A 17603-nucleotide genomic window follows, 5' to 3' on the forward strand; every position below is an offset into this window, starting at 1 on the left:
GCTCGTACTTCATCCAGAGCAGCTGAGGGGTCCGGCCCTGCGAAGCTGCGGCAACCACCGTCCAACGGCAGGTGCCAATTCCGGCCCGCTGCGCGGGGAAGATGAGGGAGGAGCCTTCTCGTATGTCTAATACTCACTCGGCTACGCCGGTCAGAGAACTCGGTGCCGACAGCCCGGCCAAGGGTCTGATCTGCCGGAACTGCAACGCCACGTATGACCTGATCGCCCAGCACGCCTGTTGGCAGTGTTTCGGCCCGCTCGAAGTCGACTACGACCAGGCGGAGCTGGCGAAGGTCACGCGCGAGCAGATCGAGGCCGGTCCGCAGAACATCTGGCGGTACGCGCCGCTGCTGCCCGTGGGCGTCCACCCCGAGGACCGGGTGAGCCTGAACCCGGGCCTGACCCCGCTCATCGACGCGAAGAACCTCGCGAAGGCCCTGGGGATGCGCAAGCTCTGGGTGAAGGACGACTCGGCGAACCCCACCCACTCGTTCAAGGACCGCGTGGTGTCGACCGCGGTCTCGGCCGCGATCAAGCTCGGTTTCGACCGCTTCGCGTGCGCTTCGACGGGCAACCTGGCGAACTCGGTGGCCGCGCACGCGGCCCGCGCGGGCGTGCCGTCGATCGTGTTCATCCCGCACGACCTGGAGCCGGGCAAGATCGTCCAGTCGGCGATCTACGGCGGCAAGCTGGTCGCGGTGCAGGGCTCGTACGACGACGTGAACCGGCTCTGCTCGGAGCTGACGGAGACGGACGACTTCGAGACGACGGCGTTCGTGAACGTCAACATCCGCCCGTACTACGCCGAGGGTTCGAAGACGCTCGGCTACGAGGTCGCCGAGCAGCTCGGCTGGCGGCTGCCGGAGCAGGTCGTGGTGCCGATGGCCTCGGGCGAGCTCCTGACGAAGATCCACAAGGCGTTCGAGGAGTCGGCCGAGATCGGCCTGACCGAGCCGGGCAAGGTGCGGGTCTTCGGGGCGCAGTCGGCCGGGTGCAGCCCGATCGCCGACGCTTTCGCCGAGGGCACCGACGTGATCACGCCGGTGAAGCCGACGGGCATCGCGAAGAGCCTCAACATCGGCGACCCGGCGGCCGGGCCTTATGCGATCGAGGCGTGCCGCAGCACGGGCGGCGGCATGGCGAAGGTGACCGACGACGAGATCCGCGAGGGCGTCCGGCTGCTCGCCGCGACCACCGGCGTATTCGCTGAAACGGCCGGCGGCGTGGTCGTCGCTACGCTCCGTAAGCTTCTTGAGTCGGGACAGTTGGACCCGGAGGCCGAGACGGTCATTTACAACACCGGTGAAGGACTGAAAACCCTCGATGCAGTGTCCTCGCTGGTCGGACCGACGCACACGGTGAAGCCTTCATTGAAGGCTGCTAAGGAAGCGGGACTTCTGGAGTCCTGAGTGGAGTGGGAGTTTGGAAAGCATTACCAGTCAAACGCTTTCCGAACTCCCGAATTTATCACTGTGCGTGACCGATGTGAATGGTTGTGTCGGGTACCCGACAGAAATGAATTGGTCGTCGGGTCTTGACCCTATTCAGTGAATAAGCAAGAATTCTTCTTGCGGGAGGCCGCAGACGTCCTGTCGCCACTCACCCGGTTGACTGCGAGTCCTGGGGCTAGAACGTGTCGAGCAGCGCCAGCCGGTGTCAGGATCTGCGGTCTCCCGACCAACTCCCCCTTAAGCATGCGTGCCCAAATGCCCACGCGCCCAAACCTTTTCATCGAAGCCGATTGCCGCACAGGGCAATCGGCTTGATCGCGTCGACATAGTCCGCCAGACTCGGGCCATGACGCATTTCGACATCATCCCGGTCGACCCGAACGACCATGCGCTGGTGCAGTCCTGGCTCGCGGTCCACGAAGCCGTCGACGCCCACGACCGGTCCGGGACCCGGCCCCTGGCGTTCGTGCACACCTGGGCGCCACTGGTGATCGGCGGCAATGACGCCCGCCGCGAACGGTGGGCGGCGGTCTGCGACGGCCGGGTCCTCGGGTACCTCGCGCTCACCGTGCCGGTGCTCGACAACACCCACCTGTTGAACTTCGACCTCGGCGTCCATCCCGACGAGCGCCGCCGCGGGGTCGGCTCGGCCCTGCTGCGGCACATGGAGGAACGCGCGGCCGCCGAGGGCCGGACCACGGTCTCCTCGTGGGTGCCGGTGCCCGTCGAGGGCGGCGCGCCGGTCAGCGCTGACGGCGGGCATTTCGCCGTGCACAAGGGATACCAGCGCTCGCTCGAAGGCGCCGTGCGCGCTTGCGATCTCGACGCGGTCGACGAGGCCGCCATCGATCGGCTCTGGAAATCCGCGTGGGAGCGGGCCGAGGGCTTCGAGCTGATCACGTTCGCGGGCGGGTCGCCAGCCGAGCTCCTCGACGGCATCGCGTACCTGCACGCCCGCATGTACACCGACATGCCGCTGGGCGACTGGGACCTCCAGGAAGCGGTCGTGGACGGCGAGCGGATCCTCGACGGCGAGCGGGTGCGCCGCCAGCGGGGCGAGCTGCATCTCCAGGCCGTGGTGCGGCACAAGGAGAGCGGCAGGGTCGCGGGGCTCACGGAGATCATCGTCGATGCGGGGTCGGAGGAGCACTGCGTGCAGGGCGACACGATCGTGGACCCGGATTTCCGGGGCCACCGGCTCGGCACGATCCTCAAGATCGCGAACCAGCGCGCGGTCCGCGAGTGGCGGCCGAAGATGCGGTACGTCTGGACCGGCAACGCGACGAGCAACAGCCACATGATCGCCATCAACGAGTCCGTGGGCTATCGGCTGGTCTGCCACGAGAACGTGTTCCAGAAGAAGCTCAGCCAATAGCCGATATTCGAATACACGCAGCCGGCGATTGCGGGCTCGCGACCGCCCGCGTCGCCATGGAGGCTCGATTCTCGGGCTGATGCCCTGGATCGCTTGCCGCTAACCGGATCAGGTGCTCGTGCATGCGGCGGCGTTCGGCGTGAAGTTTCGCGATCTTGCCGCGCAGGGCCGCGTCGCCGTCGCCGCCGCGGCTCATGGCCTCCCGGAGGTCGTGGATCTCCTGTTCGACGTCGAGGCCGCGCCGGTTGAGCAGGTGCAGGGTCTCGTGCGGTTCGGGTTCGGGCGTGCGCCGCAGCAGGCGCAGGCCCTCCGGGGTGATGCCGAACTCGGCGAGCGCGTCGGCGTCGAACGTGACCGCGTGCTGGTGGTCGGCCACTTTGGACATGCGTTCGGAGCCGTCGCGCTGCTGGTCGGAGAGTCCGGTGTGGGCGTAGAGCCATGAAGGGGTCTCGCCGTCGAGGTGGCGGACGCTGACGCCGCCGGGGACGAGGGTCTGGGCGAGTGTCGAGTGGTTGCGGCGGTAGACCGTGGCGGCGCGGTCGGCCGGCTCAAGGAGGCTGAGGCCGATCGAGGGGCTGTGGTGGTAGGCGCGGTGCCCGGCGGCCTCCGACGGCACCCAGTTGCAGCCCAACGTGGGAGCGAGGATCGCGGGCGCGGCGCGGCCTTCGCCGAGGTACGCGGCGGCCGCTTCGTGGAGGCGCCCGACCAGGCCGCGGTGGAGCGCGTCGTCGTCGTCGAGGCGGGTGGTGAGGGCCCAGCCCTTGCCGCGGGCGCGCGCCTCCTCCCGGGTCCAGGCCACGAGGTCGGGGACGAAGTCGCGTTTGAGCTCGGTCTCCGCGAGGTGGATCCAGGGCCGTTCGGCGGCGAGCGCCTCGAGGCGCTGCCTCGCGACGGGCGGCATCTCGCGGTCGATCGCGATGAGCCACACGAAGTCGCGGTGGGTCTGGGCGTCGAGCGAGGCGAGGGTGACGTGCTCCAGGAGCAGCTGCCGGTACGCGAACCACTGCTCGTCGAAGACCCCGATGCCGTGGCGGGTGGCGATGACGTGCAGGAGTTCGCGGGACGCCGGGAGCGGCGCGGTTGCTGCGCGGGCGTTGGCGGCGGCGCGGAGCCTGCGGCGCAGCCTCGCGGGCAGCAGTCGCGTCAGTCGCATGGGGTTCCTTCCGGGAAGGGCGCGGCGTCGGCCGCGCCTGCGCGTCCCCGGGCAGGCTAGTGCGCGATGGTGACGGATATGCCAACGGCGGCTGAACATTCCGGGCAAGACCGTCCACTAGGGCTCAAAGGTGCCGGTCGGTCCGGTAATGCCGCCGCGGCCCGGTGTGCACAGCGCCCGGGCTCGCGGCGGGGTCAGCCTTCGCGGTTGTGCGCGTAGTTCTCCAGGTACTCGAGCTGCTCGGGGTCGAGACTGGGGCGGACGCGCTCCATCGCCTGGGCCACATGCGAGGCGGTGACGATGCTGGCCTCAAGCGACTCGCGCATGGCGGTGAGCGCGGCCTCGCGCACGAGGGCGGCGCAGTCGGCGGCCGAGTAGAGCCAGAGCTCGTCGGCGACCTGGTCGAGGTCCACGTCATCGGCGAACGGGACGTTCTTCGCGTTGGCGCGCAGGATGTCGGCGCGCCCGACCGCGTCCGGCGGCGGCACGTACACGAGGCGTTCGAGGCGCCCGGGCCGCAGCAGCGCCGGGTCGATCATGTCGGGGCGGTTCGTCGCGCCGACCACGACGACGTCGCGCAGGGACTCCGCGCCGTCGAGCTCGGTCAGCAGCGCGGCGACCACGCGGTCGGCGGTGCCGCCGTCGGTCCCGCCGCCGCGCACCGGCGCGAGGGCGTCGAGCTCGTCGAAGAACATCAGGGTCGGGCTCGCCTGCCGGGCGCGCCGGAACAGCTCCCGCACGTTCTTCTCCGACTCGCCGACCCACTTGTTCAGCAGCTCGGAGCCCTTGACGCTCAACACGTTCGCGTGCCCCTCGCCCGCGACGGCGCGCACGATGTACGTCTTGCCGCAACCGGGCGGTCCGTACAGGAGGATGCCGCGCGGGGCCTCGATGCCCAAGCGCGTGAACGCGTCCGGGTACGTCAGCGGCCACAGCACGGTCTCGGTGAGGGTCTGCTTGAGGTCCTCCATGCCGCCCACGTCGGCGAGGGTGAGCCCGCCGAGCTCGACCGAGTCGCCGGACATGCTCGTGGGCCGCACCGATTCGAGCGCGCCGTCGAAGTCGCTGCCCTGCAACGCGGTAGCGCCGCCGCCCTTGGCGCGCATGGCGGCCCGCACCCCGGCCTCGCGGACCATGACGGCCAGGTCGGAGGCCACATAGCCGGGCGCGCGGTGCGCCACCTTCTCGAGCTTCACGTCCTCGGCCACCTTCATGCCGCGCGTGAAGTAGACGAGAAGGTCCCGGCGGGCGTCCGCGTCCGGCATCGGGACCACGACCTCGTGCTCGAGGCGCGACCGCAGCGCCGTGTCGACGTCCTCGACGCGCGCGGTCGTGCACACCACGGCGTGCTCGCCCGGCTCGGACAGGACCTCGTCGACGAGGCGGGTGAACATGGTGCCCAACGGAGTCCGCTTCCCGGCCGGGGCGATCGCCTCGACCCCGCGGACGAGCAGCACGCCCGGGACGGTGAGCGCGGCGACGGCGGCACGGAGCCGGTCGGCCGCCGCGTTCGCCTCGAGCGCGGCCAGGTCCTGACCGGAGACCTCGCTGACGCGGGCGCCGACGGCGGCCGCGACCGACCGCGCCACGGTGGCCTTCCCCGCGCCCGACGGGCCCGAGACGAGCACGCCGAGCGCCATGTCCGTGCCCACCACCTTCAGGACCTCGCGGTGGTTGAACCCGAGATCGAGCAGTTCCCGCAGCTCCTCGGCGGGGATCTTCGCCCCGGCCAGCTCCTCGTACGGGATCGGCGCGATCCCGGGCTGGGCCTCGGGCTGCGTGCCGACACGACCCGCAGTCTCAGTGCGGGGGCGGACCGCGGCGGCCTCACCACCGGTATACGAAGCGGGCATCGGCGTGCGGGCGCGGCCCAGGTTCGCGACCCGGCCCGACTCCAGCGGGATCTCGATCGACGCGGGAACGTCGTGCTCCCACTCCACCCGCGTGTCCGAGGTGATCATGGCGCCGCTCGCCGGACTCGACTCGACCACGTTGAGCACCATCGTGGTCCAGCCGATGCCCAGCGTGTTGTTCAACGTGCGGCGGGTCGAGGAGACGATCTCGCGCTGCGCGTCCCCCAGCTCGATCGGCAGCAGCGACACGTCGTCGCCCGCGCCCACGACCTTCGACAGCAGCGCCAGGCGCAGCGTGTCCGGGTCGACCACGGCCACCGCCGAAGCCGGCCCCGAAAGCACCACCCGGTCGGCAGCCGCCAGCGACACCGGCGCGAGCCGCACCGGATCGCCGTCGCGCGCACCGATGTTCCCCAACGTCAGGTCATCGGCGTACAGCGCCCGCCGAGACGCGTACCGGTCGGCGGCGAGCGCGATCGCGGCCGACGTACGCCGCCCCGTCAGCTCCACCGCGTCACCGGCACGCAGGCCGAGCGCGGTGAGCGCTTCAGGATGGAGGCGCACGATACCGCGCCGCGCGTCGAGCCCGGCCTTGGCGCGGGTCGCTGTCAAAGTGAGGGAACCAGAGTCGGTCACGCCGCCCAGCCTATTACGGCCCGGCGACGGACGGCGACGCTCACGGTGCGCCAGACTTGCCACACCGGCAACTCGCGCGCAGTGCGCGGATCCCGCAGGCGGCTACTCCTCCGCCGGAGAGAGCTCCATCCGGTAGACCTGGCGGCCGTCCTCGAGCAGGATCGCGGCCGCGGCACCCTGCTCGGCGAACTCGCGCCACCGCTCGCCCAGCCACGACTCCGCATCGCCCTGGCTGCCCAGGTCGCTGTCGGGGGTGTCGATCGCATTGCCGTCGGCGTCTTCGAGCATCCACGTCCAAGTCATGGCACAACAGTACGTGATCGACCCCTGTCGCGACTGCCGAGCCGGACCCTCGGCACCCGCACAAGTCACCAGTCCCAGCGATCGTTCGACGGCGCCGTCACCGGCGTCCGCTCCACCTCCGGCCGCTCCTCCTCCCGGCGGCGCGGACCGAACGCGAGACTCAACGCCGCCAGCGTCCACAACGGCAGCAGCACCACCCAGATCCACCCTGGCGACACCGGGACGAACGGCAGCGTCCACACCGCCCGGTCCACCGCATCCACCACCGCCACCGCACCGATCAGGCCCGTGAACAAACCGAAGAACGGCATCCCGCACTGCCGCCATGAACGACCCCCGAGCAGCCAGCCGACACCCCACAAACCGATGGCGAGGGCCTCGTAATCCGCCCGGCCCGACCACACCGCGAGCACGAGCAGCAGCCCGCCCGCACCCGTCGCCATGGCGGAGAACGTCATCCGGCCCGCACGAGGCGGATTCTCCGTGCGCGCCGCAGCGAGCCAACCCGCACCGGTGAGGAACAGCAGCGCCGCCGCGAAGACCACGGCCGCCTGGAACTCGAGCCGGTCCGTGAACCGCGCCCCGAACCAGTCGCAGCCCCCGGGCACACCGGCCGCGGCGTCCCCCAGACCGCACTGCCGGACCTTCAAGGCCCGCAACGGATCCCCCGCGATCCGCGACGCCCCCGCCCCGTCCTCGCAGTCGGGAAGGGCGGCCGGGAGCGTGCGGAACGCGTTCGGCTCGTCGAAGCAGTTGCCCGAACCGGTCCCGTCCCACCACAGGTCGAGGCGGTTGCGCTCGCGCTGGCCGTCGTCACGGACACCGAAGGTGTTGTCGGCGAAGGTGTTCACATCCCCGGCGCCGCCGTAGGCGCCGGGGGTGCCCCAAGCGGCGATGGCGGCGGTGTCCTGGTTCCAGATGCGGTTGCCGGTGACACTGGCCTGGCCCGCGTCGGCGAGGAGGATGCCGACACCGCGCGGGACGGTGCGTTCGGGGCAGAGGAGCCCCTCCGACCAGTCGCGGTCGGCGGGATCGGTGCACGCACCGGTGCCGAGGCGGTCGTAGTGGCCGGTGTTGTTGGCGTAGACGAGGTTGCCGGTCGCGGTGACCGAGGCGGTCGTCCCCGTCTCGGTGACGGCGAGACCGGTGGTGTTGCCGTGCAGCCGGTTCCCGTCGATGTCGATCCTGCCGCCGCCGGTGGTGAGGAGCCCGGTCACGTTGCCTTCGGCTTCGCAGTCCTGGACGATGGCGTTCGAGGCCTCAATGGCGATCCCGGCGTCATCGGCGGCCGCGGCTCGGCACCCGGTCAGCGCGATCCCGGTGGAGTCGGTGACGTGGAAGCCGTGCCCACCGCTCTCGACCACGGCGACGGATTCGACTGCGGCGCTGGAGACCTCGTCGAGCCGGAGTCCGGATTCGCGGGCCTGCCCGACGGTGAAGCCCTTCAGGTAGAGCCCGGTCGCGTTCCGGGCGGCGAGGACATGGTCGAGCGCGAAACCGGCAGTGAAGAGCACCGCTTCGGGCCCGTCGCCGAGGCCTTCGATCTGGAGGTCGGCGGCGCCGTCGAGGAGGATCGTCTCCGCGACGTCGTAGCGGCCGGGGAGGACGAGGATGCGGGAGCCGGGCGCGGCTGCGGCGACGGCGGAGGCGAGGTCCCGGTGGCCGTTCGCCAGGCAGTCCTCGTAGAGGCGCTCGTTCTCGATGCGGCGCAGATCCACATCGTCGTTGCGTTCGGCGAAGTCCTCGGCGTCGTCGCTGCAGACGAGAAGCGCGGCGCCGTCCTCGCGGTGGGCGGGTGGCTCGACGCCGTCGAAGCCCCCGGAGTCGAGCAGGTCGACGGTGCGGTACTCGGCGGCGAGCCCGCCGACGAAGCAGCTCAAAGCGATCGCCGCGAACGCGATCACGGTGAAGACGACCGTGGCGAGGCGGTACTGGGGGCGCGGCACGGGGGGCACGGGCTCAGGGTAACGCGGGCGGCACGTGATGTGAAGAGCCGAAAACGCTGGCGCGCATGGAGATGCGAAGACGCGGCATACCGTCCTTGGAAGGGGCGGTATGCCGCGCTTGCGCAGCGGACTACGCCGTCTGCACTGGTAGCCAGTACAGAGAAAGGGAGAACCACTCACAATACAGTGAGCGGTCCTCCCTCGCAGTACACCCAAGGCGCCCTCTTGCCGGCCTTGAACCGGCTCAGTCGACCTGGGCAAGCAGACCCGAAGGGCTGCTTACATCATGCCGCCCATGCCGCCCATGTCGGGCGCGCCGCCGGCGGATTCCTTCTCCGGGGCGTCGGCGACGACGGCCTCGGTGGTGAGGAACAGCGCGGCGATCGACGCGGCGTTCTGCAGCGCCGAGCGGGTGACCTTGGTCGGGTCGGGGATGCCCGCGGCGAGCATGTCCACGTACTCGCCGGTCGCGGCGTTCAGGCCGTGGCCGGTGGGCAGGTCGCGGACCTTCTCCACCACGACGCCGCCCTCGAGGCCGGCGTTCTCGGCGATGGCGCGCAGCGGCGCACCGAGCGAGCGGCGCACGATCTCGACACCGGTCGCCTCGTCGCCCTCGGCCTCGATCTTGTCGAAGGCGATCGCGCCGGCCTGGGCCAGCGCGGTGCCGCCACCGGCGAGGATGCCCTCTTCGACGGCGGCCTTGGCGTTGCGCACGGCGTCTTCGACGCGGTGCTTGCGCTCCTTGAGCTCGACCTCGGTGGCCGCGCCGACCTTGATGACGGCGACGCCGCCGGCGAGGCGCGCCAGGCGCTCCTGCAGCTTCTCGCGGTCGTAGTCGGAGTCGGAGTTGTCGATCTCGGCGCGGATCTGGTTGATCCGGCCCTGGATCGCCTCTTCCTCGCCGCCGCCGTCGACGATGATGGTGTCGTCCTTGGTGATGACGACCTTGCGGGCCTGACCCAGCAGGGACAGGTCGGTGTTCTCGAGCTTGAGGCCGATCTCCTCGGAGATGACCTGGCCGCCGGTGAGGATGGCGATGTCGCCGAGCATGGCCTTGCGGCGGTCGCCGAAGCCGGGGGCCTTGACGGCGGCCGACTTGAAGATGCCGCGGATCTTGTTCACGACGAGGGTCGGGAGGGCTTCGCCGTCCACGTCCTCGGCGATGATCAGGAGCGGCTTGCCGGTCTGGGTGACCTTCTCCAGGGTCGGGAGCAGGTCCTTGACCGCGGAGATCTTCTGGTTGGCGACGAGGATGTACGGGTCCTCGAGCACGGCCTCCATGCGGTCCTGGTCGGTCACGAAGTAACCGGACAGGTAGCCCTTGTCGAAGCGCATGCCCTCGGTGAGCTCGAGGTCGAGGCCGAAGGTGTTCGACTCCTCGACGGTGATGACGCCTTCCTTGCCGACCTTCTCCATCGCCTCGGCGATGATGGCGCCGACGGTGACGTCGCCGGCGGAGATCGAAGCGGTGGAGGCGATCTGCTCCTCGGTCTCGACCTCGGTGGAGGTGGACTGGAGGTGCTCGACGACGGCGGCGACGGCCTTCTCGATGCCCTTCTTGATGGCGATCGGGTTGGCGCCGGCGGCGACCGCGCGGAGGCCTTCCTTGACGAGGGCCTGGGCGAGCACGGTGGCGGTGGTGGTGCCGTCACCCGCGACGTCGTCGGTCTTCTTGGCGACTTCCTTGACCAGTTCGGCGCCGATGCGCTCGTACGGGTCTTCGAGCTCGATCTCCTTGGCGACGGAGACACCGTCGTTGGTGATCGTCGGGGCGCCCCACTTCTTGTCGAGCACCACGTTGCGGCCCTTCGGGCCGAGGGTCACCTTGACGGCTTCAGCGAGGGTGTTCATGCCTCGCTCGAGCCCGCGGCGAGCCTCCTCGTCGAATGCGATCATCTTCGCCATGGTCGATGGCTTCCTTTCGGATAACGTTCGTGGTCGACGGTGAGGCGGCATCCCCGCGACGGTGGGCCGGCGTCGTTGAAAGACGCGGTGGCCCGACCACCTCATCGCTGTTAGCACTCGCCAGCTGCGAGTGCCAGATCCAGGTATAGCACTCTCGCCTTGAGAGTGCCAATCCGGGGCGCGGAACACGTGGTGAAAAGCTCGGGGCGCCCGGGCCGCGCGGCCCGGGCGCCCTGTGCGGTGCGCGGTGTGCGTCAGGTGGTGAAGCTCGACTGCTCGGGCGGTTCGGGCCAGTCGGGCCGTCCCGGGTGGCCCGGTTCGCCGGGTTCGGCGGTGGGGATGGCGACGCCCGCGGCCTCGGCCGAGAGCGATGTGGCCGAGACGGATTCGGTGCGGCCGCGCAGCCAGGCGTAGGTGCACAGGGACGCGGCGAAGATCCAGATCATGGGCACCAGCAGGAGCAGCGCCATGACGGCCTCGGTGAGGATGATGAGGACGTTCGCGAGCCAGGACGCGAAGACCGCGTGCCAGACTCCGGCCAGGAGCAGGCCGACGAGGCCGATGATGAGGTTCGCTGCGACGGCGACGAGCACGACGATGACGATGCGGCCGAGGGCGGGCCAGAACGCGGAGTGCGTGAGTTGGATCGAGCGGGCGTAGGGGCTGCGGCGGGCTTCGAAGACCGCGGCGGGGGCCATGAGGCTGAGCGCGAATATCGCCCACAGTCCGGGCAGGATGCAGAGAACGAGGCCGGCGGCGATGGTGAGCCAGGCGAGCAGGAGCCACAGGAAGAACTTGCCGCCGCGCTTGAAGCCGAAGGAGAAGGCCTCGCCGAGGGCGAGGAAGCCGCCCGCGGCTTCGGCGGCGGCGGTGCGCACGGCGGCGAGCGCGGCCGAGCCGGAGACGTAGAGGGCGGCGAGGGTGAGGACGGCGCCGATGATCCCGGCGGCGACGCCCGGGTTGACCTCGCGGACGATCGTGCCCCAGTCGGTGCCGGAGACCTCGATGTCGCGGGTGCGCACGGTGTTGTTGAAGGCGTTGAGGATCCAGCGCGGGAGGACCACGCCGATGAGCAGGATGAGGCCGACGGTGCGCCAGGAGCGCTGCACGACATCCATGGACGCGTGCCACCAGCCTTCGTAGGTGTCGGTCACGAGGGGGTCGCCGCCGGAGAAGCGGCCCGAGGGCTCGTCCGACTGCCCGGTGTTCCAGTAAGGATCGTCGCTCATATGCCGGATCGTAATCGAACCAAACGCGCATATCAGACAAACGGCTGCGACGCATCCGTTCGGGGATGACACGTTCGCGCATTCCCCTGCCCGGCCGCGGCCGAGCTACTACCGTACGCAGGTATCGGCGCACGTCGCGCCGGGAGACGAGCACTTTGGGAGCGCCGATGTCCCACCGCGAGATGCACCCCGTCGTCCGCGACAAGACCTTCTTCGGGCACCCCCGCGGCCTCGCCGTCCTGTTCGGCACCGAGATGTGGGAGCGGTTCAGCTTCTATGGCCTGCAGGGCATCCTGCTCACGTTCCTCGTCGCGGACGTGGCGCAGAACGGGCTCGGGCTCTCCGACACGGTGGCCGTCCCGATCGCCTCGCTCTACTCGGGGCTGGTGTACCTGACGGCGCTGCCGGGCGGGTGGCTGGCCGACCGGATCTTCGGGCCGCGTCGCGCGGTCCTCATCGGCGGCATCATCATCATGTGCGGCCACATCTCGATGGCCATCCCGGTCGAGAACCCGGCGACGGTGTTCTTCGGGCTGTTCCTGGTCGTCGCCGGTTCGGGTCTGCTGAAGCCGAACATCTCGGTGATGGTCGGCAAGCTCTACGACGACGACTCGGACGCGCGCCGCGACTCCGGGTTCTCCGTGTTCTACATGGGCATCAACCTCGGCGCGTTCCTCGGCATCCTCATCACCCCGTTCCTCGCCGGTGACGACCAGTGGCACCTCGGCTTCGGCGCCGCCGCCGTCGGCATGGGCCTCGGCCTGCTCTGGTACGTGCGCGGCTGGCCGCGGCTGACGCACGCGGGGATCGGCCCGGCGCGGCCGCTCACTGAAGCGGAGAAGCGGCAGACGACGAAGATCGTGGTCGTCTCGCTCGCCATCGCGGCCGTCGCGATCGCGATCTGGGGCTGGACGGGGACGCTCACGCTCGCCACGGTGCCCACAGTGGTGACGGGCCTGGCGATCGCAGCGGCCGTCTGGTATTTCGTCTACATCTTCGGCGAGGCCAAGGACATCACGCCCGCTGAGAAGGCGGGCCTGCGCGCCTATGTGGGCCTGTTCATCGCCTCAGTGGTGTTCTGGATGCTGTACCTCCAGATGGGCTCGGTGCTCACCGTGTTCGCGGGCAACTCGGTTGACCTCGACTCGTGGGGCTTCCACCTGCCCGCGGGCGGGGTGCAGAACTTCAACTCGATCTTCATCCTGATCTTCTCGCCGATCTTCGGCGTCATCTGGCTCAAGGCCGGGACGCGGTTCGGGACGGCGTACAAGTTCGCGATCGGCGTGTTCCTCGTGGGCTTCGCGTACGTGTTCCTCGGTTGGCTGCAGGCCCGCGCCGACGACGGGGTGCTCGTCGCTCTCGCATGGATGGCCTGGGTGTACCTGCTGCTGACGTTCGGCGAGCTGTGCGTCTCGCCGGTGGGCCTGAGCGTGACGACGCAGCTCGCGCCGCCGAACCTCAAGGGCCAGATGATGGGCGTGTGGTTCCTCGGACCGGCCGTGGGCACACCCCTTGGCGGGCAGGCGTTCGCGTTCCTGGTGCCGAGGGTGGGCGAGGCCGCGTTCTTCTTCATCCTCGCCGGGATCGCGATCCTCACCGCAGTCGTCCTCGCCGTGTTCAGCCCTGCGCTGCACCGGCTCATGGGCCGCGGCGGGCACGGCCCGGACGCGGCGATCCTGGAGACGCCGCCCGAACCGCGGCCCCAGTCGGGGTTCAGCGGCGGCCGCGGGAACTAGCCGGGCTTGAACCATTCGCCGGCCTGGGCGACCAGGCGGCGGACCGGATGCTGCGGGGGCACGTCGCTGCTGCGCGGCCCCGGATGGAGGGCGGCGAACCCCGGTTCGATCAGGCGGGGCTTGAGCGGATCGACTGGTTTGATGAACGAGTCCGTGGGCGCCCCTTCGGGATCGGCGACCCATCTGCGGGCCACTCGGTCGAGCCCGATCGGGTACACGGTGACCCCGTCCGCGGCGACTTTGATCCGACCTTCGGGATCGGCGACCCATCTGCGGGCCACTCGGTCGAGCCCGATCGGGTACACGGTGACCCCGTCCGCGGCGACTTTGATCCGAAGGAAGCACTTCTGGTCGATCACGGACATGCCCGCGAACAGCTCGTTCGCGTTGACGCCCAAGCGGTTCGCCACCACCAGATAGAGGCCCACGAGCCAGGTGCCGACGAGCCCGGCCACCGGCAGGTACGCGAGGTAGGTCCAGAGGCTCACGTCGTCGAACATCTTGATGAGCTGCGCCCCGCCCCAGGAGAGGGCGACCTGCGCCAGGCCGTGAAGGCCGCCGAGCATGTAGTGCCGTGAGGTGCGGCTCCCCTGCCCCGGGTGCGCGAAGCCGACGCCGGCGCCGAGGAGCACCGCGGTGACGGCCACGAACGTGCCCGTGCCCTCCAGAATGGACACCGTGGCGATGAGGCCGACGACGGCCATGAGCGCCACGAAGCCCTTGTTCAGCCAAGGCAGCCGCGCGAAGATCCCGAACGCGTACCCCATCGACTTCGCCTTCGACGGGTACTCCTTGGCGAGCACGTAATCCCGTTCGCGCGCATCCGGTTCCGGCACCGATTTGCGCGGCGCCGTCAGCATCTCCGGCAGCGTGTGCGTGGGCGATAGGTACGCGCCGCCGCCCCCGGCCGTGACCAGGTGGCGGGAGCCGTCGACCTCTTCGTAGTGGGCGTAATGGTGGCGGTCGCCGGTGATGACGAGCGGGACGCGGGCGCCGCGAGCAGCCACCACGTCCCGGATGAAGTGGTCGATCCGGTCGAACGAGCGCGGATCGTCCTCGGTCCACAGCCACGACGGCTGCGGTACGCACAGGATCACCTGGTCGCCTTCGCGCATCCGTTCGGCCGCGTGGCGGAAGTACTCGATCTGCGTCTGGTCCAGGTGCGTGTCGAACTGGGCGTCCACCGCGAACAGCCACCAGCGGTGCGGCAGTTCGAGCGCGAAGTACGACCGCTTCTGCACCGTCCGGTACCCGCCCACCGAGCGGCCCTCGGTGAACTGCCGTGCGAACGCGGTCAGCCCGTCGAACCAGTCGTGGTTGCCCGGGATCGCATAGAGCGACACCGGGTGCCCCGGGTTCGCCGCCTCGTACGGGCCCTTCATGCGCTGCTCGTACTCGAGCCAGTCCCCCGCCGGGTACACCTCGTCGCCGCCCATGACGAGCACCGAGCCGCGCGGGAGCCTCTCACCGCCGACCTCGATATGGTCCTGCGCCATGAGGTACGCGACCGAATAGGTGGCGTTGAAGCCGTCGCCCACGTCCGCCACGTAGTCGATCCACAGCTCGTCCGTGTCGGCGTGGTTGTACACCCCTTGCGGACGGCCGCCGATGATCTCGCGCTTGTCGACATACCCGCCGAAGACCCGGGCGAGGCCGAACCGCATGCTCGTGTCGAGGAGCGTGCGCGGCGACAGCCAGCGCACCGGCCCCTGTGGCCGGAAGCGGAGCTGCTCGGGACTGAGGTCCTTGGGGCGGTGGGACATAGACCACATCATGGCACGTTCTGCGCGTCAGGGGAACCCGCGAAACGGCCTAGGCGAACGGGGCTTTGCGCCCGTATGCTCCCGGCATGACCAACGCACGCCACGCCGAACTCGGCGACATCGAAGAGCTCGTCCGCCTCCGCGAGGTCATGTTCTCCAGCTTCGCCGGGCTCAGCAGTACCGGCGACGACGCCTGGAAGGCCTCGGCAGCGGAGATCCTGCTGCGCCGCATGAGCGAGGACAAGCCGACGATCGGCATCACCGTGATCGACGCCCCGGACGGCTCCGGCGCTCTCGCCGCGTGTGCCGTCGGCACCATCAGCGAGCGGCTGCCGGGGCCGCACAACCCGACGGCCCGGTACGGGTGAGTCTTCAACGTGGTCACCGATCCCCAGTGGAGGAAGCGCGGGTACAGCCGGTCCTGCACGCAGGCGCTCCTCGACTGGTTCGCGGACCAGAACGTGCACGTCCTCGAACTGCTCGCCTCGGAGCAGGGCGAGGGCCTGTACAAGGAGCTGGGGTTCACGGTCTCCCCTGAACCGGCGATGCGGTTCAACCGGCTCCGCTGATCATTCGACGACGTTCATGGACGGCAGCCGGAACCAGCCGGAGGCGCCGAGCGCGAGCAGCAGGAGCACGGCGAGCGCGAGGGCGGCGAGTACGAGCACGGGCAGTACGAATGCGATGAGCGCGAGGAAGGCCGAGCAGGCCAGGGCGACCAGCCGCGAGGCGGCGATGCGGCCGCTGATGGCGCGGTTGAACACGAGGTTGCCGACCAGGTAGATGGCGGGGCCGCCGAGGACGGTCGCGATGGTGGCCGCGTCGGCGGTGTCCCAGGGGTGGGCGAGGACGAGTTCGACGCCGACGGCGACGACGACCGCGCCGGCGACCATGAGGGCGTGCGCATAGGCGTAGGCGCTGCGCGAGACCTCGGTGGCGGCCTCGACGGCGACGCGCTCGTGCTCGGCGTTCCCGAGCCTCGCGTCGAAGTAGAGCCGCCAGAGGACGACGATGGTCGCGAAACCGAGGACGGCGGCGGCGACCGTGGAGGCGGTGAGGGCCATGCCGGTGAGCGTGCCGCCGAGGATCACGATCGACTCGCCAAGGGCCACAATGAACACGAGCCGGTTGCGTTCGGCCAGGTGGTCTTCGCTGAGCGGCCACGTCGACATCGGCGTCGCGCCGAGGCCCGGCAGCCAGAAGCTCACGCGCGGCCCGAGGTAGTCGAGGACGACTGCGCCGAGCCACACCCACACGCGGGCCGCATCGGGCACGAACACCCCGGCGCCCCAGACGACGCCGGCGATCGCGCTCCACGCCAGCAGCTGCGCGTAGTTGCGGGCCATGACCTGCCCGCGCCAGGCCCACACCATGAACCCTGCCCTGCTCAGCTGCAGTACCAGGTACGAGACGACGAACAGCCAGGCGCGGTCGCCGTACGCGTCCGGGACGGCGACGGCCATGCCGAGCGAGGCGAACATCCACACGGCGAACCAGGCCTGCACGGCGCGGTCGTTCGGGTTGAGCCAGTTGGCGGCCCACGCGGTGTAGTTCCAGCCCCACCACACGGCGGCGAACAGCACCGCGAACTCGAACGCGCCCCCGATATCGAGGTGGTGCAGCAGGAAATGCGACAACTGCGTGATCGCGAAGACGTACACCAGGTCGAAGAAAAGCTCGACCGGACCGACCCCAGTGGCCCCACGCCCCCGCAACACGCTCACTGCCCGATGCTATCGCCCTGGGCGCCGGGAGGCGTCTCGTTGGGTGGTTCGTCCGAGTGCTCGTCCGGCGTCTCGTCCGGCTGCTCGATCGATCGATGATCGCGACCCCTTCGACCGAAGAAGTCCTGCAGCAGCTCCTTGCGGTCTCCTGAGCTCTGCGGCCACACCGCACGAACGAACCGCACGATCCAGAACATGCCCACGGCGACCAGAACAGCACCCCACGGCGCCGAATCCGGCATGAACATAAAACAAGCCTTCCGACCTCAAAGAGTCGGCGGGCCACTCAAGCAGCTAGTACGGCGCTCCCCAGCGCGCTACGTTGGCGCCCGCCCCGGTTTGAGTACACGGGAAGGGCAGGGTTCGGCCCCCGAGGGGCGACCTGCGGGAGTGCATCGATCGGCTCGGGCGCCCAGACAGGTATGTCGCTCCCGGCAGTTCGCTGCTCCAGCAGCTGGGAAAGCAACAGAATCAGGCGTTCGACAAGAAACCGCAGCGGGCTTACTACCGCGCTGGCTACCGTCTCCGC

The 17603-nt window shown here is 69.8% G+C and carries 14 protein-coding genes and 1 riboswitch; of the genes, 5 read left to right on the top strand and 9 right to left on the bottom strand.

Annotated features, from left to right (window positions below):
• Nucleotides 1-6 precede the first annotated feature (6 nt).
• Nucleotides 7-108, top strand: a riboswitch (SAM riboswitch).
• 14 nt (nucleotides 109-122) lie between these two features.
• A complete protein-coding gene (thrC, locus tag O1R50_RS20450) occupies nucleotides 123-1409 on the top strand; it encodes a threonine synthase (RefSeq protein ID WP_270112036.1) in 1287 nt (428 codons plus the stop codon).
• Between the two features lie 388 nt (nucleotides 1410-1797).
• Entirely contained in the window at nucleotides 1798-2826 is a 1029-nt protein-coding gene (locus O1R50_RS20455) for a GNAT family N-acetyltransferase (RefSeq protein ID WP_270112037.1), read from the top strand.
• Here O1R50_RS20455 and O1R50_RS20460 read toward each other — a convergent pair.
• The 6 genes from O1R50_RS20460 to O1R50_RS20485 form a co-directional block, all read right to left on the bottom strand.
• A complete protein-coding gene (locus O1R50_RS20460) occupies nucleotides 2816-3979 on the bottom strand; it encodes a glycosyltransferase (protein ID WP_270112038.1) in 1164 nt (387 codons plus the stop codon). The genes O1R50_RS20455 and O1R50_RS20460 overlap by 11 nt on opposite strands.
• A gap of 194 nt (nucleotides 3980-4173) precedes the next feature.
• Nucleotides 4174-6468 carry an AAA family ATPase gene (locus O1R50_RS20465; protein ID WP_270112039.1) on the bottom strand — a complete coding sequence of 765 codons (2295 nt, stop codon included), beginning with the start codon at nucleotides 6466-6468 and terminating at the stop codon, nucleotides 4174-4176.
• A gap of 102 nt (nucleotides 6469-6570) precedes the next feature.
• Nucleotides 6571-6771 (bottom strand): hypothetical protein, encoded by a 201-nt coding sequence (locus tag O1R50_RS20470; RefSeq protein ID WP_270112040.1) that lies wholly within the window; start codon nucleotides 6769-6771, stop codon nucleotides 6571-6573.
• 65 nt (nucleotides 6772-6836) lie between these two features.
• The gene (locus tag O1R50_RS20475; protein ID WP_270112041.1) at nucleotides 6837-8726 is read right to left on the bottom strand and encodes a right-handed parallel beta-helix repeat-containing protein; all 1890 of its coding nucleotides are present in this window, start codon (nucleotides 8724-8726) and stop codon (nucleotides 6837-6839) included.
• A 270-nt stretch (nucleotides 8727-8996) separates the two neighbouring features.
• Nucleotides 8997-10622 (bottom strand): chaperonin GroEL, encoded by a 1626-nt coding sequence (groL, locus tag O1R50_RS20480; RefSeq protein WP_205326103.1) that lies wholly within the window; start codon nucleotides 10620-10622, stop codon nucleotides 8997-8999.
• Between the two features lie 254 nt (nucleotides 10623-10876).
• Nucleotides 10877-11851: a hypothetical protein gene (locus O1R50_RS20485; RefSeq protein WP_270112042.1), complete on the bottom strand. Its 975-nt coding sequence runs from the start codon at nucleotides 11849-11851 to the stop codon at nucleotides 10877-10879.
• A gap of 167 nt (nucleotides 11852-12018) precedes the next feature.
• Between O1R50_RS20485 and O1R50_RS20490 the strand changes: the two genes are divergently transcribed.
• A complete protein-coding gene (locus O1R50_RS20490) occupies nucleotides 12019-13587 on the top strand; it encodes a peptide MFS transporter (RefSeq protein ID WP_270112043.1) in 1569 nt (522 codons plus the stop codon).
• Here O1R50_RS20490 and O1R50_RS20495 read toward each other — a convergent pair.
• The gene (locus O1R50_RS20495) at nucleotides 13584-15350 is read right to left on the bottom strand and encodes a metallophosphoesterase (protein WP_270112044.1); all 1767 of its coding nucleotides are present in this window, start codon (nucleotides 15348-15350) and stop codon (nucleotides 13584-13586) included. The genes O1R50_RS20490 and O1R50_RS20495 overlap by 4 nt on opposite strands.
• Before the next feature lie 86 nt (nucleotides 15351-15436).
• Here O1R50_RS20495 and O1R50_RS20500 point away from each other — a divergent pair, with 86 nt between their 5' ends.
• Together O1R50_RS20500 and O1R50_RS20505 are read left to right on the top strand one after the other, a co-directional pair.
• On the top strand, nucleotides 15437-15718 hold the full coding sequence (locus O1R50_RS20500) for a hypothetical protein (protein ID WP_270112045.1): 282 nt from the start codon (nucleotides 15437-15439) through the stop codon (nucleotides 15716-15718).
• Between the two features lie 9 nt (nucleotides 15719-15727).
• Entirely contained in the window at nucleotides 15728-15919 is a 192-nt protein-coding gene (locus O1R50_RS20505; RefSeq protein ID WP_270112046.1) for a GNAT family N-acetyltransferase, read from the top strand.
• Here O1R50_RS20505 and O1R50_RS20510 read toward each other — a convergent pair whose 3' ends face one another.
• Together O1R50_RS20510 and O1R50_RS20515 are read right to left on the bottom strand one after the other, a co-directional pair.
• Nucleotides 15920-17074 carry a low temperature requirement protein A gene (locus tag O1R50_RS20510; protein ID WP_270112048.1) on the bottom strand — a complete coding sequence of 385 codons (1155 nt, stop codon included), beginning with the start codon at nucleotides 17072-17074 and terminating at the stop codon, nucleotides 15920-15922.
• A complete protein-coding gene (locus O1R50_RS20515) occupies nucleotides 17071-17322 on the bottom strand; it encodes a hypothetical protein (protein ID WP_270112049.1) in 252 nt (83 codons plus the stop codon). The genes O1R50_RS20510 and O1R50_RS20515 overlap by 4 nt, the downstream gene beginning before the upstream one ends.
• Nucleotides 17323-17603: the final 281 nt, after the last annotated feature.

This window comes from Glycomyces luteolus (assembly GCF_027622875.1).
Lineage (GTDB): Bacteria > Actinomycetota > Actinomycetes > Mycobacteriales > Micromonosporaceae > Glycomyces > Glycomyces luteolus.